This window comes from Nesterenkonia muleiensis, from assembly GCF_003600155.1.
GTDB lineage: Bacteria > Actinomycetota > Actinomycetes > Actinomycetales > Micrococcaceae > Nesterenkonia > Nesterenkonia muleiensis.
Genome location: NZ_QWLD01000056.1, coordinates 212,218 through 229,835 on the forward strand (window position 1 = coordinate 212,218; position 17,618 = coordinate 229,835).

Here is a 17,618-nt window from a genome sequence, read left to right on the forward strand (position 1 = left end):
GGCTGGTAGGCATAGAGAGCATGGTGTGCAGCCGAGCTACTTCAGGCGCGGGCGCCGAGGGCCACGATGTTCTCCGGCAGCCGCTCATTGCTGCCGTACATGAAGTGGTTCTCCATGCGCTCGGAGAAGCGGCTGGCCTCGGTGGTCAGCCCCACCGCCTCGGCCACCTGCCGGATATGCATCGGCGAAGCCCCGCAGCAGACGCCCAGGTAGTTGATCCCCAGCGCATAGGCATCCTGGGCGAACGTCCCGATTTCGTACCGGTTGGTGAACAGTGGGTCCAGTGCGGTGGGGAAGGTACGCCCGTGCGGGGAGGGCACTGAGGCGCGCACATCGGAGAGGTTGAAGAAGGTCGGTTCTTCGGCAGTGGTGCGGTAGGGAACAGGCAGTCCCGCAACGTGGCAGGAGACCTTCTCCCGGATCTGCTTGAGCCACGGCAGCATGGTCTGCGGTCCCCGGAAGCAGTTGAGCCCGACGACGTCTGCCCCGGCCTGCTCCAGACGCTGGGCGGTCTCGACGACGTCGAGACCGTCGGCCATCTCCTCGAAGGCCATCGGGGCCAGGGTCAGCACCACCGGCAGGCCGGAGGCCTTGGCGATCTCCAGGGCGGTGAGCGCCTCTCCGGCGTAGTAGAAGGTCTCGCCGATGATCAGATCGGCGCCCTCCTCCACCGCCCAGCCGACCATCTCCTCGAACATGGAGCGCACTTCGGTTTGCTTGGCTGTGTCGGCAGGATCCCAGATATTGGTGTTGGAGATATTGCCGGCCATGAAGTCCCCGGGACGGGAGTCGGCGACCTCCTTGGCGATCTGCAGGGCTGCCCGGTTCAGCGGCTCCAGCAGATGTTCTTTGCCGATGACCCGCATCTTCTCGCGGTGTCCGTTGTAGGTGAAGGCTTCCACAATGTCGGAGCCTGCGCGCTGGAAGTCCACATGCAGGGTGCGCAGTGCCTCGGGGTATTCCAGGGCGACCTCGGGGACGAACTCTCCGGCAGTGAGGTAGCCGCGGCGCTCCAGTTCGAAAAGGAAGCCTTCGGCACAGATGACAGGTCCGGCGTCGAGCCGGTCGAGCAGAGATGCGGGGGCGGTCATTCACCGCTCCTTTCAGTCGTGGGACATGAAGCTGCCACGTCAGGAGCGGCCGAGGCGAGGCCTCGCGTATCCGGCCGTACAATGTGAACATTCCGTGGCAGTGCCCACGACTATAATGCATTTCCTTGCTGTACTGCCAGTGACAGGAAGGAATATGTTCAACTACTGGAATCCGGGGCGCTCCCCGCTGCGCTACTGGCTGATCTCCTCATCGATCTGGGAGTGGGAGGGACGGCGCCGGTCGGTGGCCCCCGGTGCGCCGAAGACATGCACATCGCCCAGGTGTGTCCAACCGAGGTACTCGTAGAGCTCCTGCCCCTCGGCGTTGGCGACCAGCAGGCCCTCTGAGACGTCATGCTCATGGGCAATGGCCAGCAGTGCACGGGTCACGAAGGTGCCCAGCCCCTGGCGCCGGTAGTCCGGTGAGGTGTAGATCCGGTCCAGGATGGAGTAGTCATCCACCACGGCCATCCGCCCCCGTGCGGCCACGTTCTCCCCCTGGTGCACGGTGAACAGGGTCCACCCCTCGAAGTCCTCACGGCTGGTGGTGTAGGTCTCCGGCGTGATCGGGTCCTCGACGTCCTGAGTCTCCATATTGACCACCATCAGCTTCTCCTCATCGCTGATCAGCTCCAAGCCGTTGACCTCCTGGGTGCCCATGATGTCCGCGTCCGGTTCGGCGATCACTGTCAGCAGCCGTTCGGGGCTCTTGGCCACTGCAGCGGCCACTTTGCGCAACTCGGTCTCCTCCGGGTCGAAGACCACGTACTCCCACTCCCCGGAGTCCGAACCCATCAGCGCCGAATGCACAGCCCCCTCATGGCGCACCTCATAACCATGGGTCCGGGCCCAGCCGGTCACCCAGGTCTGGACAAGTGAGTCGCTCAGCTCGGAAGTCATCATTCACTCCATTCGTTCTCGGTCTGCAGTGGATCCAGCGGATCATCCGCGCAACCGGGTCACTGTCAGTGCCTGCTCATATTCACCAGAGCTAAGGCGGCTCTTGGGAGCTCCCGCCCAGATCGGAGCCTGGTCGGAACCCTACATACGGTCTGTCCACTATCCAACATATAGGCAACATCACATCAATCGGTAGGGGAAGGACATAACAATCTTGTTCCGAGGGCGGGGAACCTCCACGCCTCATCGTGTCCGGTGACCGCCGGTCATCACGGCTGAAAGTCGGTCCGGTCGCCTCGCTCCTGGCCTCGTCGTACCCTTAAACACTGTGACCGAGTCCCGCATTGTTCTGTACTACGTCTTCGCACCCCTGCCCGACCCCGAGGCGGTGAAGCTGTGGCAGCACACCCTGTGCCGCGAACTTGGCCTCAAGGGCCGGATCGTCATTTCTGAGCACGGAATAAACGGTACTGTCGGCGGGCAGATGAGTGCGGTCAAGAAGTACGTGAAGCAGACCCGCAGCTACCGACCCTTCCGCGGCATCGAGTTCAAATGGTCCGCCGGTGGGGCCGAGCAGTTCCCTCGGCTGTCCGTCAAGGTCCGCCCCGAGCTGGTGGCCTTCGGTGTGCCGGATGAGGTCAAGGTCAACGACGAGGGTGTGATCGGCGGCGGTGAGCACCTCAAGCCGGAGCAGGTCCACCAACTGGTGGAGGCCAAGCAGAGCGAAGGCGTGGAGGTCACCTTCTTCGACGGGCGCAACGCCATGGAGGCCCAGATCGGCCGTTTCAAGAATGCCGTGGTCCCGGAGACTGAGACCACCAAGGACTTCATCACCGAGCTGGACTCCGGCAAATACGACCACCTCAAGGACCAGCCGGTGGTCACCTACTGCACCGGCGGGATTCGCTGCGAGGTGCTCTCGGCCCTGATGAAGGACCGCGGATTCGAGGAGGTTTACCAGATCGACGGCGGGATCGTCCGCTACGGGGAGACCTACGGAGATTCCGGCTACTGGGAGGGCGAGCTCTATGTGTTCGACGCGAGGATGAACACCCGGTTCAGCGACCAGGCGAAGACTCTGGGCCAATGCGTGAACTGCTCAGCGGCGACCTCGCGGTTTTACAACTGCTTCGACCGCGGATGCTCGAACCTGCAGCTCTACTGCACCGACTGCGCGGACATCCCGGCGTCCACCCGCTGCTCCCGATGCCAGGCCCGGCTGGCGGCCAACCCCGCCGACCCCAACCAGGGCGAACTGGGCAAGGCACGACGACGCCCGGCCTCAACCCTCTGACCCCGCACGGCGCCACCGATCCCCGTGAGTGGCCGATTATGCCGCTATCTCGGGTCGAATCCGTGTGAATTAGCGGCATAATCGGCCACTGAGCAAAGGTGCTGCCAGGGCGGACCAGAGGCGGAGGCCTCGGACGCGGCATAAGCTGTGGTCTATGCCCGACGTTCACTCTGCCATCGTCTCGCCCAGCCCCGCTCCGCCCGCTGCAGCAGATCTTGAGCTCATTGCCGCTCTGCGTCAGGACCTGACTGAGGCGGACTTCACCCACCACGGTGTGGCGCAGCTGCTGGGCGATGAGGCGGTGGCTGCCCTGGACCGCGAGCAGCTGGTGCCGGGTCAGCTGCGGGTGCTCGATGTGTTGGACTGCCTCCAGCCACCGCGGGCGAATCTGCCGGAAGTGCCGGCAGAGGGCGTTCAGGCCACTCAGCAGCAGTGGAAGTGCGCGGTGCTCACCGCGCTCTGGCTGGTCGCCCTGCCGGTCACCACTCAGCAGGTTGATGCCGCACTTCCGCGCACCAGGGTGGAAGGGCTGGAGACGCTGAAGCTTGCACATTCTGGCAGCACCGAGGTCTCGGTGGCGTCGTCTCACCGGAACAGCCTCGGTGAGTCAGAGGTTCCAGATCATCGGTACTCCTCGGACCCAGGCGAAACCAGAATTGAGCCCCGGGCGGACCTGCGCCCCTATCAGGTCGAAGGTAGCTCAGGCATCCGAGACATGTGGGTCACCAGCGATCTCAGCGCCCACCAGGTAGACGGCGCCCTGCCGCACGACCATGTACTCGGGGTGGGGCAGGCGAGTCTGACCCTGGCCGGAATCACCCACCGGCGTGAGGTCCTGACCGCTCTGGACATCGGCACCGGCTGCGGAATCCAGCTGCTGCATCTGCTGGACCACGCCGAGCAGGTTGTCGGCACCGATCTTTCAGAGCGTGCGCTGGAGTTTGCCCGGTTCAACCTGCTGCTCAACGCGCCCGCCCTGTGCCTGAACCCGGAACACCTGGAAGAGAGGGTGGAACTGCTGCAGGGCTCGCTCCTGGAACCGGTGCAGGGACGAGGGTTCGACCTGGTGGTCTCCAACCCGCCGTTCGTCATCACCCCGCGCCGTCCAGAGGAGACCGAGGCGGAGCGGTACGTCTACCGCGACGGTGGTCGGGAGGGCGACGCGCTGATGCAGGAGCTCATCGCCGGTCTTCCGGAAGTCCTCAACCCCGGTGGGACAGCGCAGATGCTCGGCAACTGGGAGCGGAAGAGCGGTGCCGCCTGGGAGTCCCGGCCCCGTACCTGGAGTGAGGCTGCCGGGCTCAGCGCCTGGTTCATCCAACGCGATGTGCAGACACCGGCCGAATACGCCGAGACCTGGCTGCGCGACGCCTCGGAGGAGCGCAGCCCCCAGCAGTACCGCCGGCGTTACGCTGAATACCTGGCGGACTTCGCCTCCCGCGGAGTGCAGCAGATCGGCTTCGGTCTCATCTGGTTGCAGAAGCCGCCTGCCGGCAGCACTGCCCACCTTCGCTTCGAGGAACTCCTCGGGGAGGTTCAGCAGCCCCTGGGGCCGGTGATCGGGCAGACCGTGCAGCGTGCCCTGGAGACCGCAACAACTGCCGAGGCTGTTCTGGGGCAGAACCTCACCGTGCCGGACACCGTCACCGAGGAGCGCTACCAGCGCTTCGGCGCCGAGCACCCGGAGGTCATCATCGCCCGCCAGGGCGCGGGCCTGCGCCGCAGCAGGCCCGTCAGCTCAGCCGCCGCAGGGTTCTTAGCCGCTGCCGACGGTGACTTCACCGCCGCCCAGCTCATCACCGCGGTCTGCTCGCTCACCGACACGGAGGAGGATGTCCTGACCCAGGAAGTCCTTGATCTTTACACCGAAGGCTTTCTCGGCTGGTAGGACATTGTCATGGGCGTTCCCACATACTTGTTCCGCCCGAGGGTCAGCGATGCCGCGTACTGGCGTCGATGGAGCCCAGAGAGGATAAAGCGCCTGCGGCTCCGCCTCGGGGCTGATTGCCGGCGCAACGGCATACGGATCGCGCGCTGTTATAGTGAGCACTCGACGGCGCACCGACTGTCAATTGCCCTGCGTGTCAAGCCCAAGGAGTTCCGTGTCAGGCAAGAAGCTCGTCATTGTCGAGTCCCCGGCCAAGTCCCGTTCCATCGCCAAGTACCTCGGCGATGACTTTATTGTGGACGCCTCGGCCGGCCACATCCGTGACCTGCCGCAGCCCTCGGACCTGCCCGCTGATATGAAGAAGGGGCCCTTCGGCAAATTCGCCGTGGATCCGGAGAACGGCTTCGAGCCCTACTATGTGGTCTCCGAGTCCAAGAAGGCCAAGGTCCGCGAGCTGAAGAAGCAGCTCAAGGACGCCGACGAGCTCTACCTGGCTACTGACGCCGACCGGGAGGGCGAGGCGATCGCCTGGCATCTCTATGAGGTGCTCAAACCCAAAGTCCCCACCTACCGGCTGACCTTCACCGAGATCACCAAAGAGGCCATCCAGCGGTCCATGCAGAACCCCCGGGAGATCGACTCGGACCTGGTCGACGCCCAGGAGACCCGGCGCATCCTGGACCGGCTCTACGGGTACGAGATCTCCCCGGTGCTCTGGCGCAAAGTCGGCAAGGGCCTCTCTGCCGGCCGTGTGCAGTCGGTGGCCACCCGCATGGTGGTCGACCGCGAACGCGAGCGCATGGCGTTCATCCCGGCAGGCTACTGGGACCTGACCGGCACCTTCAGCACCGATCAGGGGGAGTCTTTCTCTGCGAAGCTCCACGCGGTCAACGGGGACCGGATCGCCCAAGGCTCCGACTTCACCGACTCCGGTGAGCTGAAGAAGACCCGCCGCGACGTCGTCGTGCTGGCCCAAGACGAGGCCGAGAGCCTGGCCGCCGGACTGACCGGCGCAGAGTTCAGCGTGGACTCGGTGGAGGAGAAGCCCTACTCCCGCCGGCCCCAGCCGCCGTTCATCACCTCGACCCTGCAACAGGATGCCGCCCGCAGGCTGCGGTTCTCCTCCCGGGTGACCATGCAGGTGGCCCAGCGGCTGTATGAGAACGGCTACATCACCTATATGCGTACCGACTCCACCACGCTGTCCACCCAGGCGCTCAACGCTGCCCGCCGTCAGGCCAGCGAGCTCTACGGTGCTGACTCGGTGCCGGAGAAGCCCCGCTTCTACAGCCGCCGCAATGAGACCGCCCAGGAGGCGCACGAGGCCATCCGGCCGGCAGGCGACTCCTTCCGCACCCCGGCTCAGGTCAAGAACGAGCTCTCTGCCGACGAGTTCAAGCTCTATGAGCTGATCTGGAAGCGCACGGTGGCCTCTCAGATGGCCGACGCCAAGGGCTTCACCGCCAGTGTCCGGCTCACCGGTACCGCCGGTGATGGACGCAGCGCCACCTTCGGCGCCTCCGGCACGGTCATCACCTTCCCGGGCTTCCTGGCCGCCTACGAGGAGGTCAAAGACCACGACGACGCCGCAGCCGCCTCCGTGAAGGGCAGCGACAAGAGGCTGCCCCAGCTAGAAGAGGACCAGAGCCTCACCGGGGAGGACATCGAGGCCAAGGGGCATGAGACCTCCCCGCCGGCCCGCTACACCGAGGCGTCCATCGTCGCCGAGCTGGAGAAGCGGGAGATCGGCCGCCCCTCCACCTACGCGCCGACCATCTCGGTGATCATGGACCGAGGATATGTGACCAAGCGCGGCTCAGCCCTAGTGCCCTCCTGGACCGCTTTCAGCGTGATCAGGCTTTTGGAGGAGCACTTCGGCCGCTACGTGGACTATGACTTCACCGCACGGCTGGAGGACGATCTGGACCAGATCGCCCGCGGGGAGATCGAGCGGGAAGCCTGGCTGCAGGGCTTCTACTTCGGTGCGGCCACCACTGAGGAGGGCCTGAAGACCGTGGTGGACAACCTCGGTGAGATCGACGCCAGAGCGGTCAACACCATTGAGATCGTCGAGGGAGTGGAGGTGCGCGTGGGCCGCTACGGCCCTTACCTGGAGCGGCCGAATCCCGACGGTGAGGCCAACGAGAAGGGCGAGCTGAAGCTGGACCGGGCTAATATCCCGGCCGAGCTGGCCCCCGATGAGCTCACCAGGGCCAAGGCCCAGGAGCTGTTCGACCAAGCCGCCCTCTCCGGCCGGGTGCTGGGCACCGACCCGGAGACCGGCCGTGACATCGTGGCCAAGGACGGCCGCTACGGGCCCTATGTCACCGAAGTCATCCCGGAGCTGAGCGAGGAAGAGATGCAGGCCCATCTGGATGCCCAGCCCACCGAGTACTACAAGAACGGCAAACCCAAACCCAAGAAGAAGCCGCCCAAGCCCAAGCCTCGGACCGGCAGCCTGTTGAAGTCGATGTCGCTGGAGACGGTGACCATCGACGACGCCCTCAAGCTGCTCTCACTGCCCCGGACCGTGGGGACCGACGAGGCCGGGGAAGAGATCCTTGCGCTCAACGGGAGGTTCGGGCCCTATTTGAAGAAGGGTGCGGACACCCGCCCATTGCAGGATGAGGAGCAGCTGTTCAGCATCACCCAGGAGCAGGCGCGGACACTCTACGCCCAGCCCAAGCAGCGCGGCCGCGGGGCGGCCAAGCCCCCCTTGGCAGAGCTGGGCACCGACCCCATCACAGAGCGGCCGGTGGTGGTCAAGGACGGCCGGTTCGGCCCCTATGTCACAGACGGTGAGACGAATGCGACCGTTCCGCGCAGCGTCTCCCTGGAGCAGCTGACCAAGGAACAGGCCTATTCGATGCTGGCAGAGAAGCGAGCCAAGTCTCCGGCGAAGAAGGGCCCGGCACAGAAGTCTGACGGGCGCCGTCGTACTGCGGCCAAGGCCTAGCGGAGCACAGGGAGAACGGCATGAGACTCGGCGTTTTGGACATCGGATCCAATACCGTGCACCTGCTGCTGGTGGACGCTCATATCGGGGCCAAGCCGGAGGCTTTCGCCTCGCATAAGCGGCCGCTGTCGCTGGTCAAGTACTTGGACTCCAGCGGTGCGATCACACCAGCGGGCCAACAGGAGCTCATCGGGTTCATCTCCGAGGCGGTGCGGTTCGCCGCCCGGCACCGGGCCGAGGACATGCTCAGCTTCTGCACCTCGGCGATTAGGGAGGCCGCCAACGGCGCTGAGGTGATCGACCGGGTCCAGGACGAGGCTGATGTGGAGCTGACCGAGCTGACCGGCGCCCAGGAGTCGGCGATGACGTTCTTCGCCGTGCGCCGTTGGCGCGGCTGGTCGGCCGGACACATCCTGAACTTCGACATCGGCGGCGGCTCCCTGGAACTGGCCTACGGGCAGGATGAGCTGCCCTCCACCGCGCTGTCGGTCCCGCTGGGGGCCGGGCGGCTGACCAGGGACTTCCTGCCCAGCACTATGGACGACGGTGCCGCACCGACCAGGGCCGAGGCCAAGGCGCTGAAGACCTATGTGCGCGAGGAGATCGAGGCCGCCCGGCGCGAGTTCCCGCAGCTGAAGGACCAGCTGGAGATCACCGCGACCTCCAAGACCTTCCGGTCACTGGCACGTCTGACGGGGGCCGCACCGTCTGCGGAGGGTCCCTATGTGCGGCGGAAGCTGGCGCTGAAAGAGCTCAAACCCATGGTGAAGCAGCTCTCTGCGCTCTCCGCCAGAGACCGGGCCAAGCTGCCCGGGGTCTCCGAGATGCGTTCGCCGCAGGTCTTCGCCGGCGCCCTGGTGGCTGAGACCGCTATGAAGACCTTCGGGATCGAGGAGCTGACCATCTGCCCGTGGGCGCTGCGCGAAGGACTGATCCTGCGCCGGCTGGACGCCCTGGTCCGGGATGCGAATGTGGAGATCCCGCATGCCCCGGCGGTGGGGCATGTGGACCTGGCTCGGGAGCTGCGCCGTCCCACCCATAAGGATGTGCAGGCGATCGCTGTGGAGCACGCCCGTGTCTGAGCACCAACTGCCCAGGATTCCGGTAGGGCTTTCCTCCTCCTCGGTGTATCCCATGGGAGTGGCCGAGACGTTCTCCACCGCGGAGGACCTCGGCTATGACGGGGTGGAGATCATGGTCACCCACCGGGCGGAGACTCAGCAGGCATCGGTACTGAACGAGAATGCCTGGCGGTTCGGCCTACCGGTGTTGTCCATTCACGCGCCGACCCTGCTGCTGACCCAGCAGGTATGGGGCTCAGCGGCGGACAAGCTCTGGAAGTCAGCACAGCTGGCAGCAGCAGTGGACTGCCATGTGGTGGTGGCGCATCCGCCCTTCCGGTGGCAGGGCAGCTATGCGCAGAAGTTCGCGCAGCTGGTGGGCCGGATCGAGGAGGAGACCGGGGTGCTGTTCGCGGTGGAGAATATGTACCCCTGGCGGGCCGGAGGGCGTGAGGCCATGATGTACCTGCCGCACTGGAACCCCGTGGATCAGCCGTATCCGCATGTCACCTGGGACTTTTCCCATGCGGCGACCGCGGAGGACGATTCCTACGAGAACATCAGGGCTCTAGGGTCCCGGCTGCGGCATGTGCACCTGACCGACGGCTGGTCCAACGGTTTCAAAGACGACCATCTGGTTCCGGGACTGGGCAATCAGCGTGTGGTCGAGTCCCTGGAGCTGATTGCCCAGCCGGACTTCGGCGGGGAGGGATTCGACGGGACAGTGGTGGTGGAGGTCTCGACCCGGACCGCGCGGAAGGTCGGTGAGCGGGAGCGCATGCTCTCAGAGTCGCTGGCCTTCGCTCGGAAGCACTTGGGCCAGTAGCGGACGTCATCCCCTAGACTCATGCAGCAGGTGATCCTCAAGGGAAGGTGGATGGTGTTGTGAACGAGTGGTGGGAGATCGTCCTGCTGGTCATCGGGTGTGTGTTTGCTCTTCTGGTGCTTCTCTTCGGCCTTTCTGCGTTGGGGTGGTTCGACGAGGACAAAAAGGACACTGCCGGGATCCTGGACAAGGGAGGCACCCTGCAGCTCTTGGCCGATGTGACAGCCGAGGCCCACGCCCAGGGCACTGAGGCCCAGCGTGCGATCGAGGAGCTGCGGGAGATTGCCCCGCAGCTGGAAGCTGGGGACTGGCAGCTCTTTGAGGAGCGCTACCGCGAAACACTGCAGTCCTTCTCTTCAGGCCAGTCCGACGTGGATGCCCAGATGCAGCACCTGGACCGGATCTTCCGCCGGGACCGCATCATCGGGCAGGCCCGCCGGGAACTCCGGGAGTAGACGTCCAAGGCGTGTTCAGCCTCTTGCACCACAGACAGCAGAGGCAATAGCGGTCGCCGCAATGTCCGAAGTCACCTAGAATGAACTAAGCGGACTAACCAGGAGGTTTCGTCATGTCCACCGTCAACGTGCATGACGCTAAGACGCGATTCTCTCGGCTGTTGGAGCGGGCACATCAGGGCGAGGAGATCATCCTCGCCAAGGCAGGCAAGCCGTATGTGCGTCTGGTCCCGCTGCCACCCAAGCAGCCTCGGACCCCGGGTGGGCTGACTGGAACTGTGCCGGCTGAATTCTTCGACCCGCTCCCCGAGGAGGAGCTGGCAGCCTGGGAAGCGCATCGACCGTATGGCTGTTCTGCTCGACACGCATGCGTTTCTCTGGTGGGCGACGGACGAATATGACGCGTTGATGGAGCACCATGTCTTCCAACGCCTCGCAGTCTCTGACCGGCATGCCATGCTTGCAGGAAGTTTCACGTATCCACACCGAGACCCTTTTGACCGGATTTTCGCCGCGCAGAGCCAGCCGGAGAACCTGCCTTTGGCGACCCGAGCCCCTGCCATCGCAGAGTTCGATGTGGATGTTATCTGGTAGCTTCACGGGCCAAGACCATCGAACTGGTGCTGCGGCACGCTGACTGCGCTGTGATACACGGAGGAGCAAAAGAATGACAAAGATCGCGATGCTGGGGCTGGGCTCCATGAACGGGGCGATCCTCGCCGGGCTGCTGGAGTCCGGAGTTTCCCCTGACGATGTGCTGGCGACCTCACGCTCTGCTGACTCCGCCCACCGGCGCTCGCAGCAGTACGGGGTACGGGTGCTGGCTGAGGAGACCGATACGGCTGCCAACACCACTGCCGTTGCTGAGGCTGATGTGGTGATGCTGGGTGTCAAGCCCTACCAGATCGTTGATCTCTGCACCGAGATCAAAGCCGCGCTGAGGCCGGAGGCTGTGGTGGTCTCGGTGGCTGCTGCGGTGACCGTGGAGATGATGGAAGCCGCACTGCATCCGGGTCAGCCGGTGGTCCGGAGTATGCCGAACACACCCATGTCTGTGGGGCTGGGCGTCGTCGGACTGACTCCGGGTAGGCACACCCCTGAGAACCAGACAGAACTGGTGGCTGAGCTGCTGGGAGGCTCGGGCACAGTGCATGTGGTGCCCGAGGAGCAGATTGACGCGCTCTCCGCTGTGGCAGGCTCAGGGCCGGCCTACGCCTTCTACCTCGCTGAGCATATGGCTGCCGCCGGTGCCGAGATGGGACTGGACCCGGACTTGGCGGCGCGGCTGGCTGCTGAGACCATCTATGGGGCGGGCAAGATGCTGGTGGAGAACCACGGGGAGAACGACGCCGCTCAGCTGCGGCGGAACGTGACCAGCCCGAACGGCACCACACAGAAAGCACTCGAGACCTTCGACGCCGCTGGTATGGGTCAGGCCATCAGGGCTGGGGCCAAGGCGGCGGCTGTCCGGGCAGCCGAGATCACCCGCTCGCTGGACCCGTAGCACCATATTTGGGCGCAGATTTCGCTTGATATGTGGTCACAAGGAGCCGACGTACGCGGGCTGAGGCGCACCTGGGCTCAGGTGCTGGCCTCGGCGAGCAGGCGGCGCAGGCGAACGGGGTCGAATGTCCAGAAGTCCCGCACCGCACCGTTGATGCGCAGCACCGGGAGCTCTTCGGCGAACTGGGCCAGCAGGGCGCCGTCGTGCGTGATGTCAGTGGTGCGATGCTCCAGGCCGTACTCCGCGCAGGCCTCGGCAGTGGTGGCCAGGGCCCGCTCGCAGAGGTGGCAGCCATCTTTGACCAGAACCTCGACATCGACCATGGTGCTCCTCTCAACGGTTCTCCCTGCCTCAGAGCACCCGGGATATGGCGGATGAGAGCTGGCGCAACGTCGGGGAGAAGTATGGGGATGAGTACGCGAAAGCCCCGGCCGATAAGCCGGGGCCGTGCGTGGAGGTTGACTACTTGTTGCGCCGCTGGTGGCGGGTCTTCCGCAGACGCTTACGGTGCTTCTTCTTCGCCATGCGCTTGCGGCGCTTCTTGATCACTGAGCCCATAGGGTGAACAGTCCTTACGTTGATGGGGTGGGACAGGGAAATGCCCCGTAGGCCAAAAAGGTCTCGACGTAGTCTACCGATTCAGCGCAAAGACAGCGAACTGGGCTCAGAGCTGCGAGCGGAGCAATGCCGGGGCTCTTCAGGTGTGAAGGCCGGCGCAAGCCGGGCGAGGGGAGCCGCGACGTCGGGGACCCATGCAGAACGCGTAAGCGTTTGCGTGGGCCACGTCGTGGAGCCAGCGGGCTTCCCCGCCGCCGGGACTCTTCAGGTGTGAAGGCCGGCGCAAGCCGGCCGAGAGGCGAGTGGGGTTCCCCCGCCGCCGGGACCAACTCAGTCGAACCAAGGGTCCAAGCCGTGCAGCGGGAAGATCTCTTTGCGGGTCTGGACGATGGCGCGGTCCACAGCATCTTCTGGGTCGTAGCCCAGCTCCCAGGAGCGCCACCAGAGTTCGGCGTCGTCGTGCATCTTCTCCGGGGCGGTGACGTGGTAGGTGTTGCGCACGTACTCTCGCCAGCTGCTGGGAGTAGGAGTGTTCAGCGGAACCGGCGATCCTGCCACGATGGCGGTGAGATGGGCCCAGGTCCGGGGGACCACCTGATACAGGCTGTACCCCCCGCCGCCGGTGGCGATCCACCGGCCGTTGGTGAACTCCTCGGCCAGGTGCCCGATGTCCAGTGCGAGCTGACGCTGGCCGTCGACACTCAGGCGCAGATCCGCGAGGGTGTCATCGGCATGAGTGTCGCAGCCGTGCTGGGAGACGATGACCTCCGGCTCGAAGGCGCGGACCAGAGCCGGGACCACCGCGTGGAAGGCCCGCAGGAAACCGGCGTCTCCAGTGGTGTGCGGCAGGGCAATGTTGACCGAGGAGCCGGCGGCGTCGTTCTCACCGGTCTCGTTGGGAAAGCCTGTGCCGGGGTACAGGGTCGTGCCGCTCTGATGGATGGAGATGGTCATCACCCGTGGGTCGGCGTAGAAGATGTCCTGGGTGCCGTCGCCGTGGTGGGCATCCACATCAAGGTAGACCACGCGCCGGGTACCGCCTTCCAGAAGGTACTGGATGGCGAGGGCGGCGTCGTTGTAGATGCAGAAGCCACCGGCCTTCGCACGGGCCGCATGGTGCATCCCGCCGGCGAAGTTCAGCCCGTGCACTGCGGATCCTGCCAGCAACTCCTGGGCCAACCCTATGCTGCCGCCGGCGATTCTGGCAGCGGCGGTATGCATATCTGCGAACACCGGGACATCATCAGTTCCCAGTCCGTACTCCGGGCAACCCTCACCGGAACCGGCGCTGGACCTGACGGCTTCGATGTAGCCGGGGTCATGGACGGTGGCCAGCGCGGCGTCGTCGGCGATCCCTGGAGCGGTCACGGTGAGGTTCTCAGCATCGAGAACTCCCAGATCCCGGGCCAACCGCTCAGTCAGTTCAAGGCGGATCGGGTTCATGGGGTGGCTGGCGGTGAATTTGTACCCCAACAGCGCAGGGTCCCACACCACTGAGGTGGGCGGCGCCGGTGCGTGTGCGGTACGAGTCACACCTCAGAATCCTACCTTTATGCTCCAGCTGACGTGTATGTGTCATGAGCCTGAACTGGAAATGAAGCCTACGATGTCATGGTGACCGTCATCAGCGACACGTGCCAGAATCAGCGACCGTCGTTATCCCTGCCGCAGAGAGGATTCAATGACACTGATCGCCATTGACAATGCTCCCGTCCCCTATCCGTGGGGCTCACAAGGGGGCATCTCTGCGCTGCTGGGCCGCACCCCGACCGGTGAGGTGGAAGCTGAGCTCTGGCTGGGCTCCCACCCCCGTTCGCCCAGCCGGGTGACAGACCCGGATAGTCAGTGGACCGACCTGAGGCACTGGGAGGAGTCCTCCGGGCAGCAGCTGCCCTTCCTGCTGAAGATACTCGATGCCGCAGCCCCGCTCTCGCTGCAGGCCCATCCCACCGCACAGCAGGCCAAGCGGGGATACCAGCGGGAGGAAGCAAGCGGCGTTCCGCTGGATGCAGGTCACCGCAGCTACCGGGATCCGTGGCCCAAACCAGAGATGATCGTGGCGCTCGCCGACGGCTTCGAAGCGCTGTGTGGCTTCCGTGAGCCTGACGAGGTTCTCGCCATGGTCAGGCGCGTGGGCACTGAGCTGGAACGCGACGGGCTGGCCAGCCCGGAGATGTCTCGCTTGGAGGAGATTCTGGGCGCTGGAGGGATCCGGGCGACTGTCGGCTGGCTGCTCTCAGGAACCCCAGAGACGATTGGGCTGATCGCCGAACTGGAGTCAGCAGCCCCGCGCTTTCCCGCTGAACTGTCGCTGGTGCCACGGCTGCTGGCTGACTTCCCCCGCGATCCGGGGGTGGTGGTGGCGCTGCTGCTGAATTACGAGGTCCTGGCCGCAGGGGAGGCGTTGTGGCTTCCGGCGGGCACCATCCACGCCTATCTCAGCGGTACGGGGATGGAGCTGATGGGTCCCAGCGACAATGTGCTGCGCGGGGGGCTGACCAGCAAGCACATCGACGTCGAAGAGCTCCTTGCTGTCCTCGACACCACACCAGGCCCAGCGGTTCGGCTGAGTCCGGTGACGTGTGAACCGGGTGCACGGAGCTACCGAACAGCCAAAGGCCCAGAGGGCCAGGGCGCGGACTTCGAGTTGCTGGAGATCACCGCCGGAACCGCGGTGACCACCGCTGGACCCAGCCTGGTGGCCGTGCTGGAGGGAGACTTCGCCGTGACATCTCCGGGGCCGGGTGAGGAGGCGTCACGTAGTGCGGGTCGCGGTGACTTCCTGTTTCACCCCGCCGGGGGGAGGCTGACCTTTGAGGGGCGGGGGAGGGCGTTCCTGGCCACCCCACGGCGCTGAGCCCGACGCGCGGACGCTGTTCAGACGTGGTCGGCGAACCATTCCAGGTGGCGGACGTCACCGCTGACCACGATCGTGTCGCCGGGTCTGATTCTGGTCTCCGGCTGGGCGTAGACGAAGTCCTGACCCGGTGGCTTCACGCCCACCACATTGACGTGATGCCTTTTGCGCGGTTGTGACTCCTCGATGGTCTTGCCCTGCAGCACCTTGGGCGGGTACATCTTGACGATGGCGAAGTCGTCGTCGAACTTGATGAAGTCCATCATCTTTCCGCTCACCAGGTGGGCGGCACGAACCCCGGCGTCGTGCTCCGGATAGATCACATGGTGGCAGCCTATGCGAGTGAGAATCTTCCCATGGGTGGGATTGATGGCCTTGGCCCACACCTGGCTGACACCAAGGTCCACCAGGTTCGCAGCGATCAGCACACTGGACTCGATGGAGGTCCCCACTCCGACCACCGCAGCATCGAACTCCGTTGCCCCCAGCTGACGCAGTGCTTCGATGTCGGTGGCATCAGCCTCCACGGTATGGGTGAAGGCCTCGGCATGCTTCTGCGCCAGGCTGCGTTGGCGGTCCACGGCCAGCACCTCTTGGCCCTGGTCCACCAGCTGCTGTGCCAGGGCGATACCGAACCGGCCCAGCCCGATCACCAGCACCGGCTTATTGGTCTGCTGCTTCTTAGCCAATGATCGGCCTTCCTTCGGGATAACGGTAGCGGGTGCCGCTGTGCCTGATGGTCAGCGCGGCAGCGAAAGTCATAATGCCCACACGCCCGGCGAACATCAAGCCCGAGAGCACATACAGGCCCGATGGCGGCAGCTCAGCCGAGAGCCCAGAGGTGAGCCCCACTGTGGCGAATGCTGAGATCGATTCGAAGAGCGGGCGTTCCAGATCTTCGCCGGCGATCATGATCAGCGCCAGCGTGGAGACCAGAATGAGGGTGGCGGACACGGCCACCACCGAGATGGCCACGCGCACCGCTTGAGCGGGAATGGTGCGTCCGTGTGCGGTGGACTCTTCCTGGCCGCGGGCCTCGGCCAGGAAGGCGAGCAATATCACTGCGAAGGTGGTGACCTTGATCCCGCCGGCGGTGGAGGCCGACCCGCCGCCGACGAACATCAGCGCATTGGTCACCAGCATGGTCTCGGAGTGCTCCATGATGTTGTCCACCACACTGAATCCGCCAGAGCGCATCATGATCGAGGCGAACAGTGAGTTCTGCAGCTTCTCCCAGATGGTCATATCGCCCATGGTGTCGGCGTGGTGCCACTCCAACAGGGCGTAGGCGACGGCGCCGAGCACCATGAGCAGCACAGTGACCTGCATGGTCAATTTGGTGTGCAGGCTCCACTTTGTGAAGTGCCAGCGGCAGCGCCACAGCACCAGGAGGACCGGGAAGCCCAGACTGCCCAGGAAGACCCCGACCATAATGGTCCACAGCACCACCGGGTCGTGGCCGATGCCCGCCAACCCCTCGGGGTGGATGACGAACCCCGCATTGTTGAATGCGCTGATCGAGTAGAACAGCCCGTGCCAGGCGCCGACGGCCGGGGATTCGTCCAGCATCATCATTCGCGGAACCAGGACTGCAGCCAGTGCGGCTTCCACGACGACGCTGCAGACCACCACGGTCTTGATCAGCGAGCCGACTTCGCCCAACCGACCAGTGGCCATGCCTTCCTGGGCTACCAGACGGGTACGTAGTCCCAGATGGTGAGTGACGGAGACGGCCACCAGTGTGGCCAGTGTCAGGATTCCCAGACCGCCGATCTGGATAGCGGCAAGAATCACTATCTGACCGGCCAGCGACCAGTGCTCGGCGGTGTTGACAGAGATGAGTCCGGTGACCGACACGGCGGAGGTGGCGACGAAGACTGCGTCGTGGAACTGGGCAGAACGGCCGGAGGCGGTCGCCCAGGGCATCATGAGCAGTGCGGTGAAAACGGCGATGACCACCGCGAAGGCGAGCAGCGCTATTCGCGGCGGCGATGATCCGACCAGACGGCTCATGGGGCGCTTCAATGATTCCCACAGCGTCCTCTGCCGGATGGGCGGGTCTGCGGTATCGGCACCGTTCCTGCGTGGCACGAGGGTCAGCTTACGCCTGGACCCCTGCCCCTGGGGATAGCACTGTTCCAGTGCAGCTTGATGTCAGGCCGCACGCGGGGTTTCCCTGCCCGCGGGACCAGCTTCAGGTGTGATGGCCGCGGTGATGCGGCCGAGAG

General features: G+C 64.9%; 17 protein-coding genes. 10 read left to right on the forward strand and 7 right to left on the reverse strand.

All coding sequences use genetic code 11. The annotated features are described in order from the left end of the window. Positions 1 to 41: 41 nt before the first annotated feature. Together DVO78_RS17155 and DVO78_RS17160 are read right to left on the reverse strand one after the other, a co-directional pair. The gene (locus tag DVO78_RS17155) at positions 42 to 1,091 is read right to left on the reverse strand and encodes a homocysteine S-methyltransferase family protein (protein ID WP_120006786.1); all 1,050 of its coding nucleotides are present in this window, start codon (positions 1,089 to 1,091) and stop codon (positions 42 to 44) included. Positions 1,092 to 1,283: 192 nt separating this feature from the next. After that, a complete protein-coding gene (locus DVO78_RS17160; RefSeq protein WP_120006788.1) occupies positions 1,284 to 1,994 on the reverse strand; it encodes a GNAT family N-acetyltransferase in 711 nt (236 codons plus the stop codon). 325 nt (positions 1,995 to 2,319) lie between these two features. Between DVO78_RS17160 and trhO the strand changes: the two genes are divergently transcribed. The 9 genes from trhO (at position 2,320) to proC (ending at position 11,975) form a co-directional block, all read left to right on the forward strand. Further along, positions 2,320 to 3,285 (forward strand): oxygen-dependent tRNA uridine(34) hydroxylase TrhO, encoded by a 966-nt coding sequence (trhO, locus tag DVO78_RS17165; RefSeq protein WP_120006790.1) that lies wholly within the window; start codon positions 2,320 to 2,322, stop codon positions 3,283 to 3,285. Between the two features lie 154 nt (positions 3,286 to 3,439). After that, positions 3,440 to 5,173, forward strand: coding sequence for a DUF7059 domain-containing protein (locus DVO78_RS17170; protein WP_120006792.1), 1,734 nt, complete (start codon positions 3,440 to 3,442; stop codon positions 5,171 to 5,173). Positions 5,174 to 5,387: 214 nt separating this feature from the next. After that, the gene (gene topA / locus DVO78_RS17175; RefSeq protein WP_420799105.1) at positions 5,388 to 8,129 is read left to right on the forward strand and encodes a type I DNA topoisomerase; all 2,742 of its coding nucleotides are present in this window, start codon (positions 5,388 to 5,390) and stop codon (positions 8,127 to 8,129) included. Between the two features lie 20 nt (positions 8,130 to 8,149). Further along, positions 8,150 to 9,211, forward strand: a complete 1,062-nt coding sequence (locus tag DVO78_RS17180; protein ID WP_120006796.1) for a Ppx/GppA phosphatase family protein — start codon at positions 8,150 to 8,152, stop codon at positions 9,209 to 9,211. A 52-nt stretch (positions 9,212 to 9,263) separates the two neighbouring features. Continuing rightward, on the forward strand, positions 9,264 to 10,016 hold the full coding sequence (locus tag DVO78_RS17185; protein WP_238385390.1) for a sugar phosphate isomerase/epimerase family protein: 753 nt from the start codon (positions 9,264 to 9,266) through the stop codon (positions 10,014 to 10,016). A 59-nt stretch (positions 10,017 to 10,075) separates the two neighbouring features. Beyond that, the gene (locus DVO78_RS17190) at positions 10,076 to 10,471 is read left to right on the forward strand and encodes a hypothetical protein (RefSeq protein WP_120006800.1); all 396 of its coding nucleotides are present in this window, start codon (positions 10,076 to 10,078) and stop codon (positions 10,469 to 10,471) included. Between the two features lie 113 nt (positions 10,472 to 10,584). Further along, complete coding sequence (locus DVO78_RS17195; protein ID WP_120006802.1) at positions 10,585 to 10,872, forward strand: type II toxin-antitoxin system Phd/YefM family antitoxin; 288 nt, start codon at positions 10,585 to 10,587, stop codon at positions 10,870 to 10,872. Continuing rightward, complete coding sequence (locus DVO78_RS17200; RefSeq protein ID WP_120006804.1) at positions 10,817 to 11,065, forward strand: type II toxin-antitoxin system VapC family toxin; 249 nt, start codon at positions 10,817 to 10,819, stop codon at positions 11,063 to 11,065. The genes DVO78_RS17195 and DVO78_RS17200 overlap by 56 nt, the downstream gene beginning before the upstream one ends. A gap of 73 nt (positions 11,066 to 11,138) precedes the next feature. Next, positions 11,139 to 11,975, forward strand: coding sequence for a pyrroline-5-carboxylate reductase (gene proC / locus DVO78_RS17205; RefSeq protein WP_120006806.1), 837 nt, complete (start codon positions 11,139 to 11,141; stop codon positions 11,973 to 11,975). 77 nt (positions 11,976 to 12,052) lie between these two features. Here proC and DVO78_RS17210 read toward each other — a convergent pair whose 3' ends face one another. The 3 genes from DVO78_RS17210 to DVO78_RS17220 all read right to left on the reverse strand — a co-directional run bounded on the left by DVO78_RS17210 (position 12,053) and on the right by DVO78_RS17220 (position 14,066). After that, the gene (locus DVO78_RS17210) at positions 12,053 to 12,298 is read right to left on the reverse strand and encodes a glutaredoxin family protein (RefSeq protein ID WP_120006808.1); all 246 of its coding nucleotides are present in this window, start codon (positions 12,296 to 12,298) and stop codon (positions 12,053 to 12,055) included. 139 nt (positions 12,299 to 12,437) lie between these two features. Next, the gene (locus DVO78_RS17215; RefSeq protein WP_022873036.1) at positions 12,438 to 12,533 is read right to left on the reverse strand and encodes a 30S ribosomal protein bS22; all 96 of its coding nucleotides are present in this window, start codon (positions 12,531 to 12,533) and stop codon (positions 12,438 to 12,440) included. 330 nt (positions 12,534 to 12,863) lie between these two features. Beyond that, on the reverse strand, positions 12,864 to 14,066 hold the full coding sequence (locus DVO78_RS17220) for an acetoin utilization protein AcuC (protein ID WP_238385384.1): 1,203 nt from the start codon (positions 14,064 to 14,066) through the stop codon (positions 12,864 to 12,866). Between the two features lie 148 nt (positions 14,067 to 14,214). On the opposite strand from DVO78_RS17220, the gene manA reads away from it, so the two are divergent. Continuing rightward, entirely contained in the window at positions 14,215 to 15,390 is a 1,176-nt protein-coding gene (gene manA, locus DVO78_RS17225; protein WP_120006810.1) for a mannose-6-phosphate isomerase, class I, read from the forward strand. A gap of 20 nt (positions 15,391 to 15,410) precedes the next feature. On the opposite strand, the gene DVO78_RS17230 is transcribed toward manA, so the two are convergent. Next, the gene (locus tag DVO78_RS17230; protein ID WP_120006851.1) at positions 15,411 to 16,049 is read right to left on the reverse strand and encodes a potassium channel family protein; all 639 of its coding nucleotides are present in this window, start codon (positions 16,047 to 16,049) and stop codon (positions 15,411 to 15,413) included. Between the two features lie 22 nt (positions 16,050 to 16,071). Beyond that, positions 16,072 to 17,481, reverse strand: coding sequence for a TrkH family potassium uptake protein (locus DVO78_RS17235; RefSeq protein ID WP_238385385.1), 1,410 nt, complete (start codon positions 17,479 to 17,481; stop codon positions 16,072 to 16,074). Between the last annotated feature and the right edge of the window lie 137 nt (positions 17,482 to 17,618).

Bases quoted from the DNA above. Each gene is read 5' to 3' on its own strand.
- DVO78_RS17155 (WP_120006786.1), bottom strand. From the start codon at position 1,091: ATGACCGCCCCCGCATCTCTGCTCGACCGGCTCGACGCCGGACCTGTC.
- DVO78_RS17160 (WP_120006788.1), bottom strand. From the start codon at position 1,994: ATGATGACTTCCGAGCTGAGCGACTCACTTGTCCAGACCTGGGTGACC.
- DVO78_RS17170 (WP_120006792.1), top strand. From the start codon at position 3,440: ATGCCCGACGTTCACTCTGCCATCGTCTCGCCCAGCCCCGCTCCGCCC.
- DVO78_RS17180 (WP_120006796.1), top strand. From the start codon at position 8,150: ATGAGACTCGGCGTTTTGGACATCGGATCCAATACCGTGCACCTGCTG.
- DVO78_RS17185 (WP_238385390.1), top strand. From the start codon at position 9,264: ATGGGAGTGGCCGAGACGTTCTCCACCGCGGAGGACCTCGGCTATGAC.
- DVO78_RS17195 (WP_120006802.1), top strand. From the start codon at position 10,585: ATGTCCACCGTCAACGTGCATGACGCTAAGACGCGATTCTCTCGGCTG.
- DVO78_RS17200 (WP_120006804.1), top strand. From the start codon at position 10,817: ATGGCTGTTCTGCTCGACACGCATGCGTTTCTCTGGTGGGCGACGGAC.
- proC (WP_120006806.1), top strand. From the start codon at position 11,139: ATGACAAAGATCGCGATGCTGGGGCTGGGCTCCATGAACGGGGCGATC.
- DVO78_RS17210 (WP_120006808.1), bottom strand. From the start codon at position 12,298: ATGGTCGATGTCGAGGTTCTGGTCAAAGATGGCTGCCACCTCTGCGAG.
- DVO78_RS17215 (WP_022873036.1), bottom strand. From the start codon at position 12,533: ATGGGCTCAGTGATCAAGAAGCGCCGCAAGCGCATGGCGAAGAAGAAG.
- manA (WP_120006810.1), top strand. From the start codon at position 14,215: ATGACACTGATCGCCATTGACAATGCTCCCGTCCCCTATCCGTGGGGC.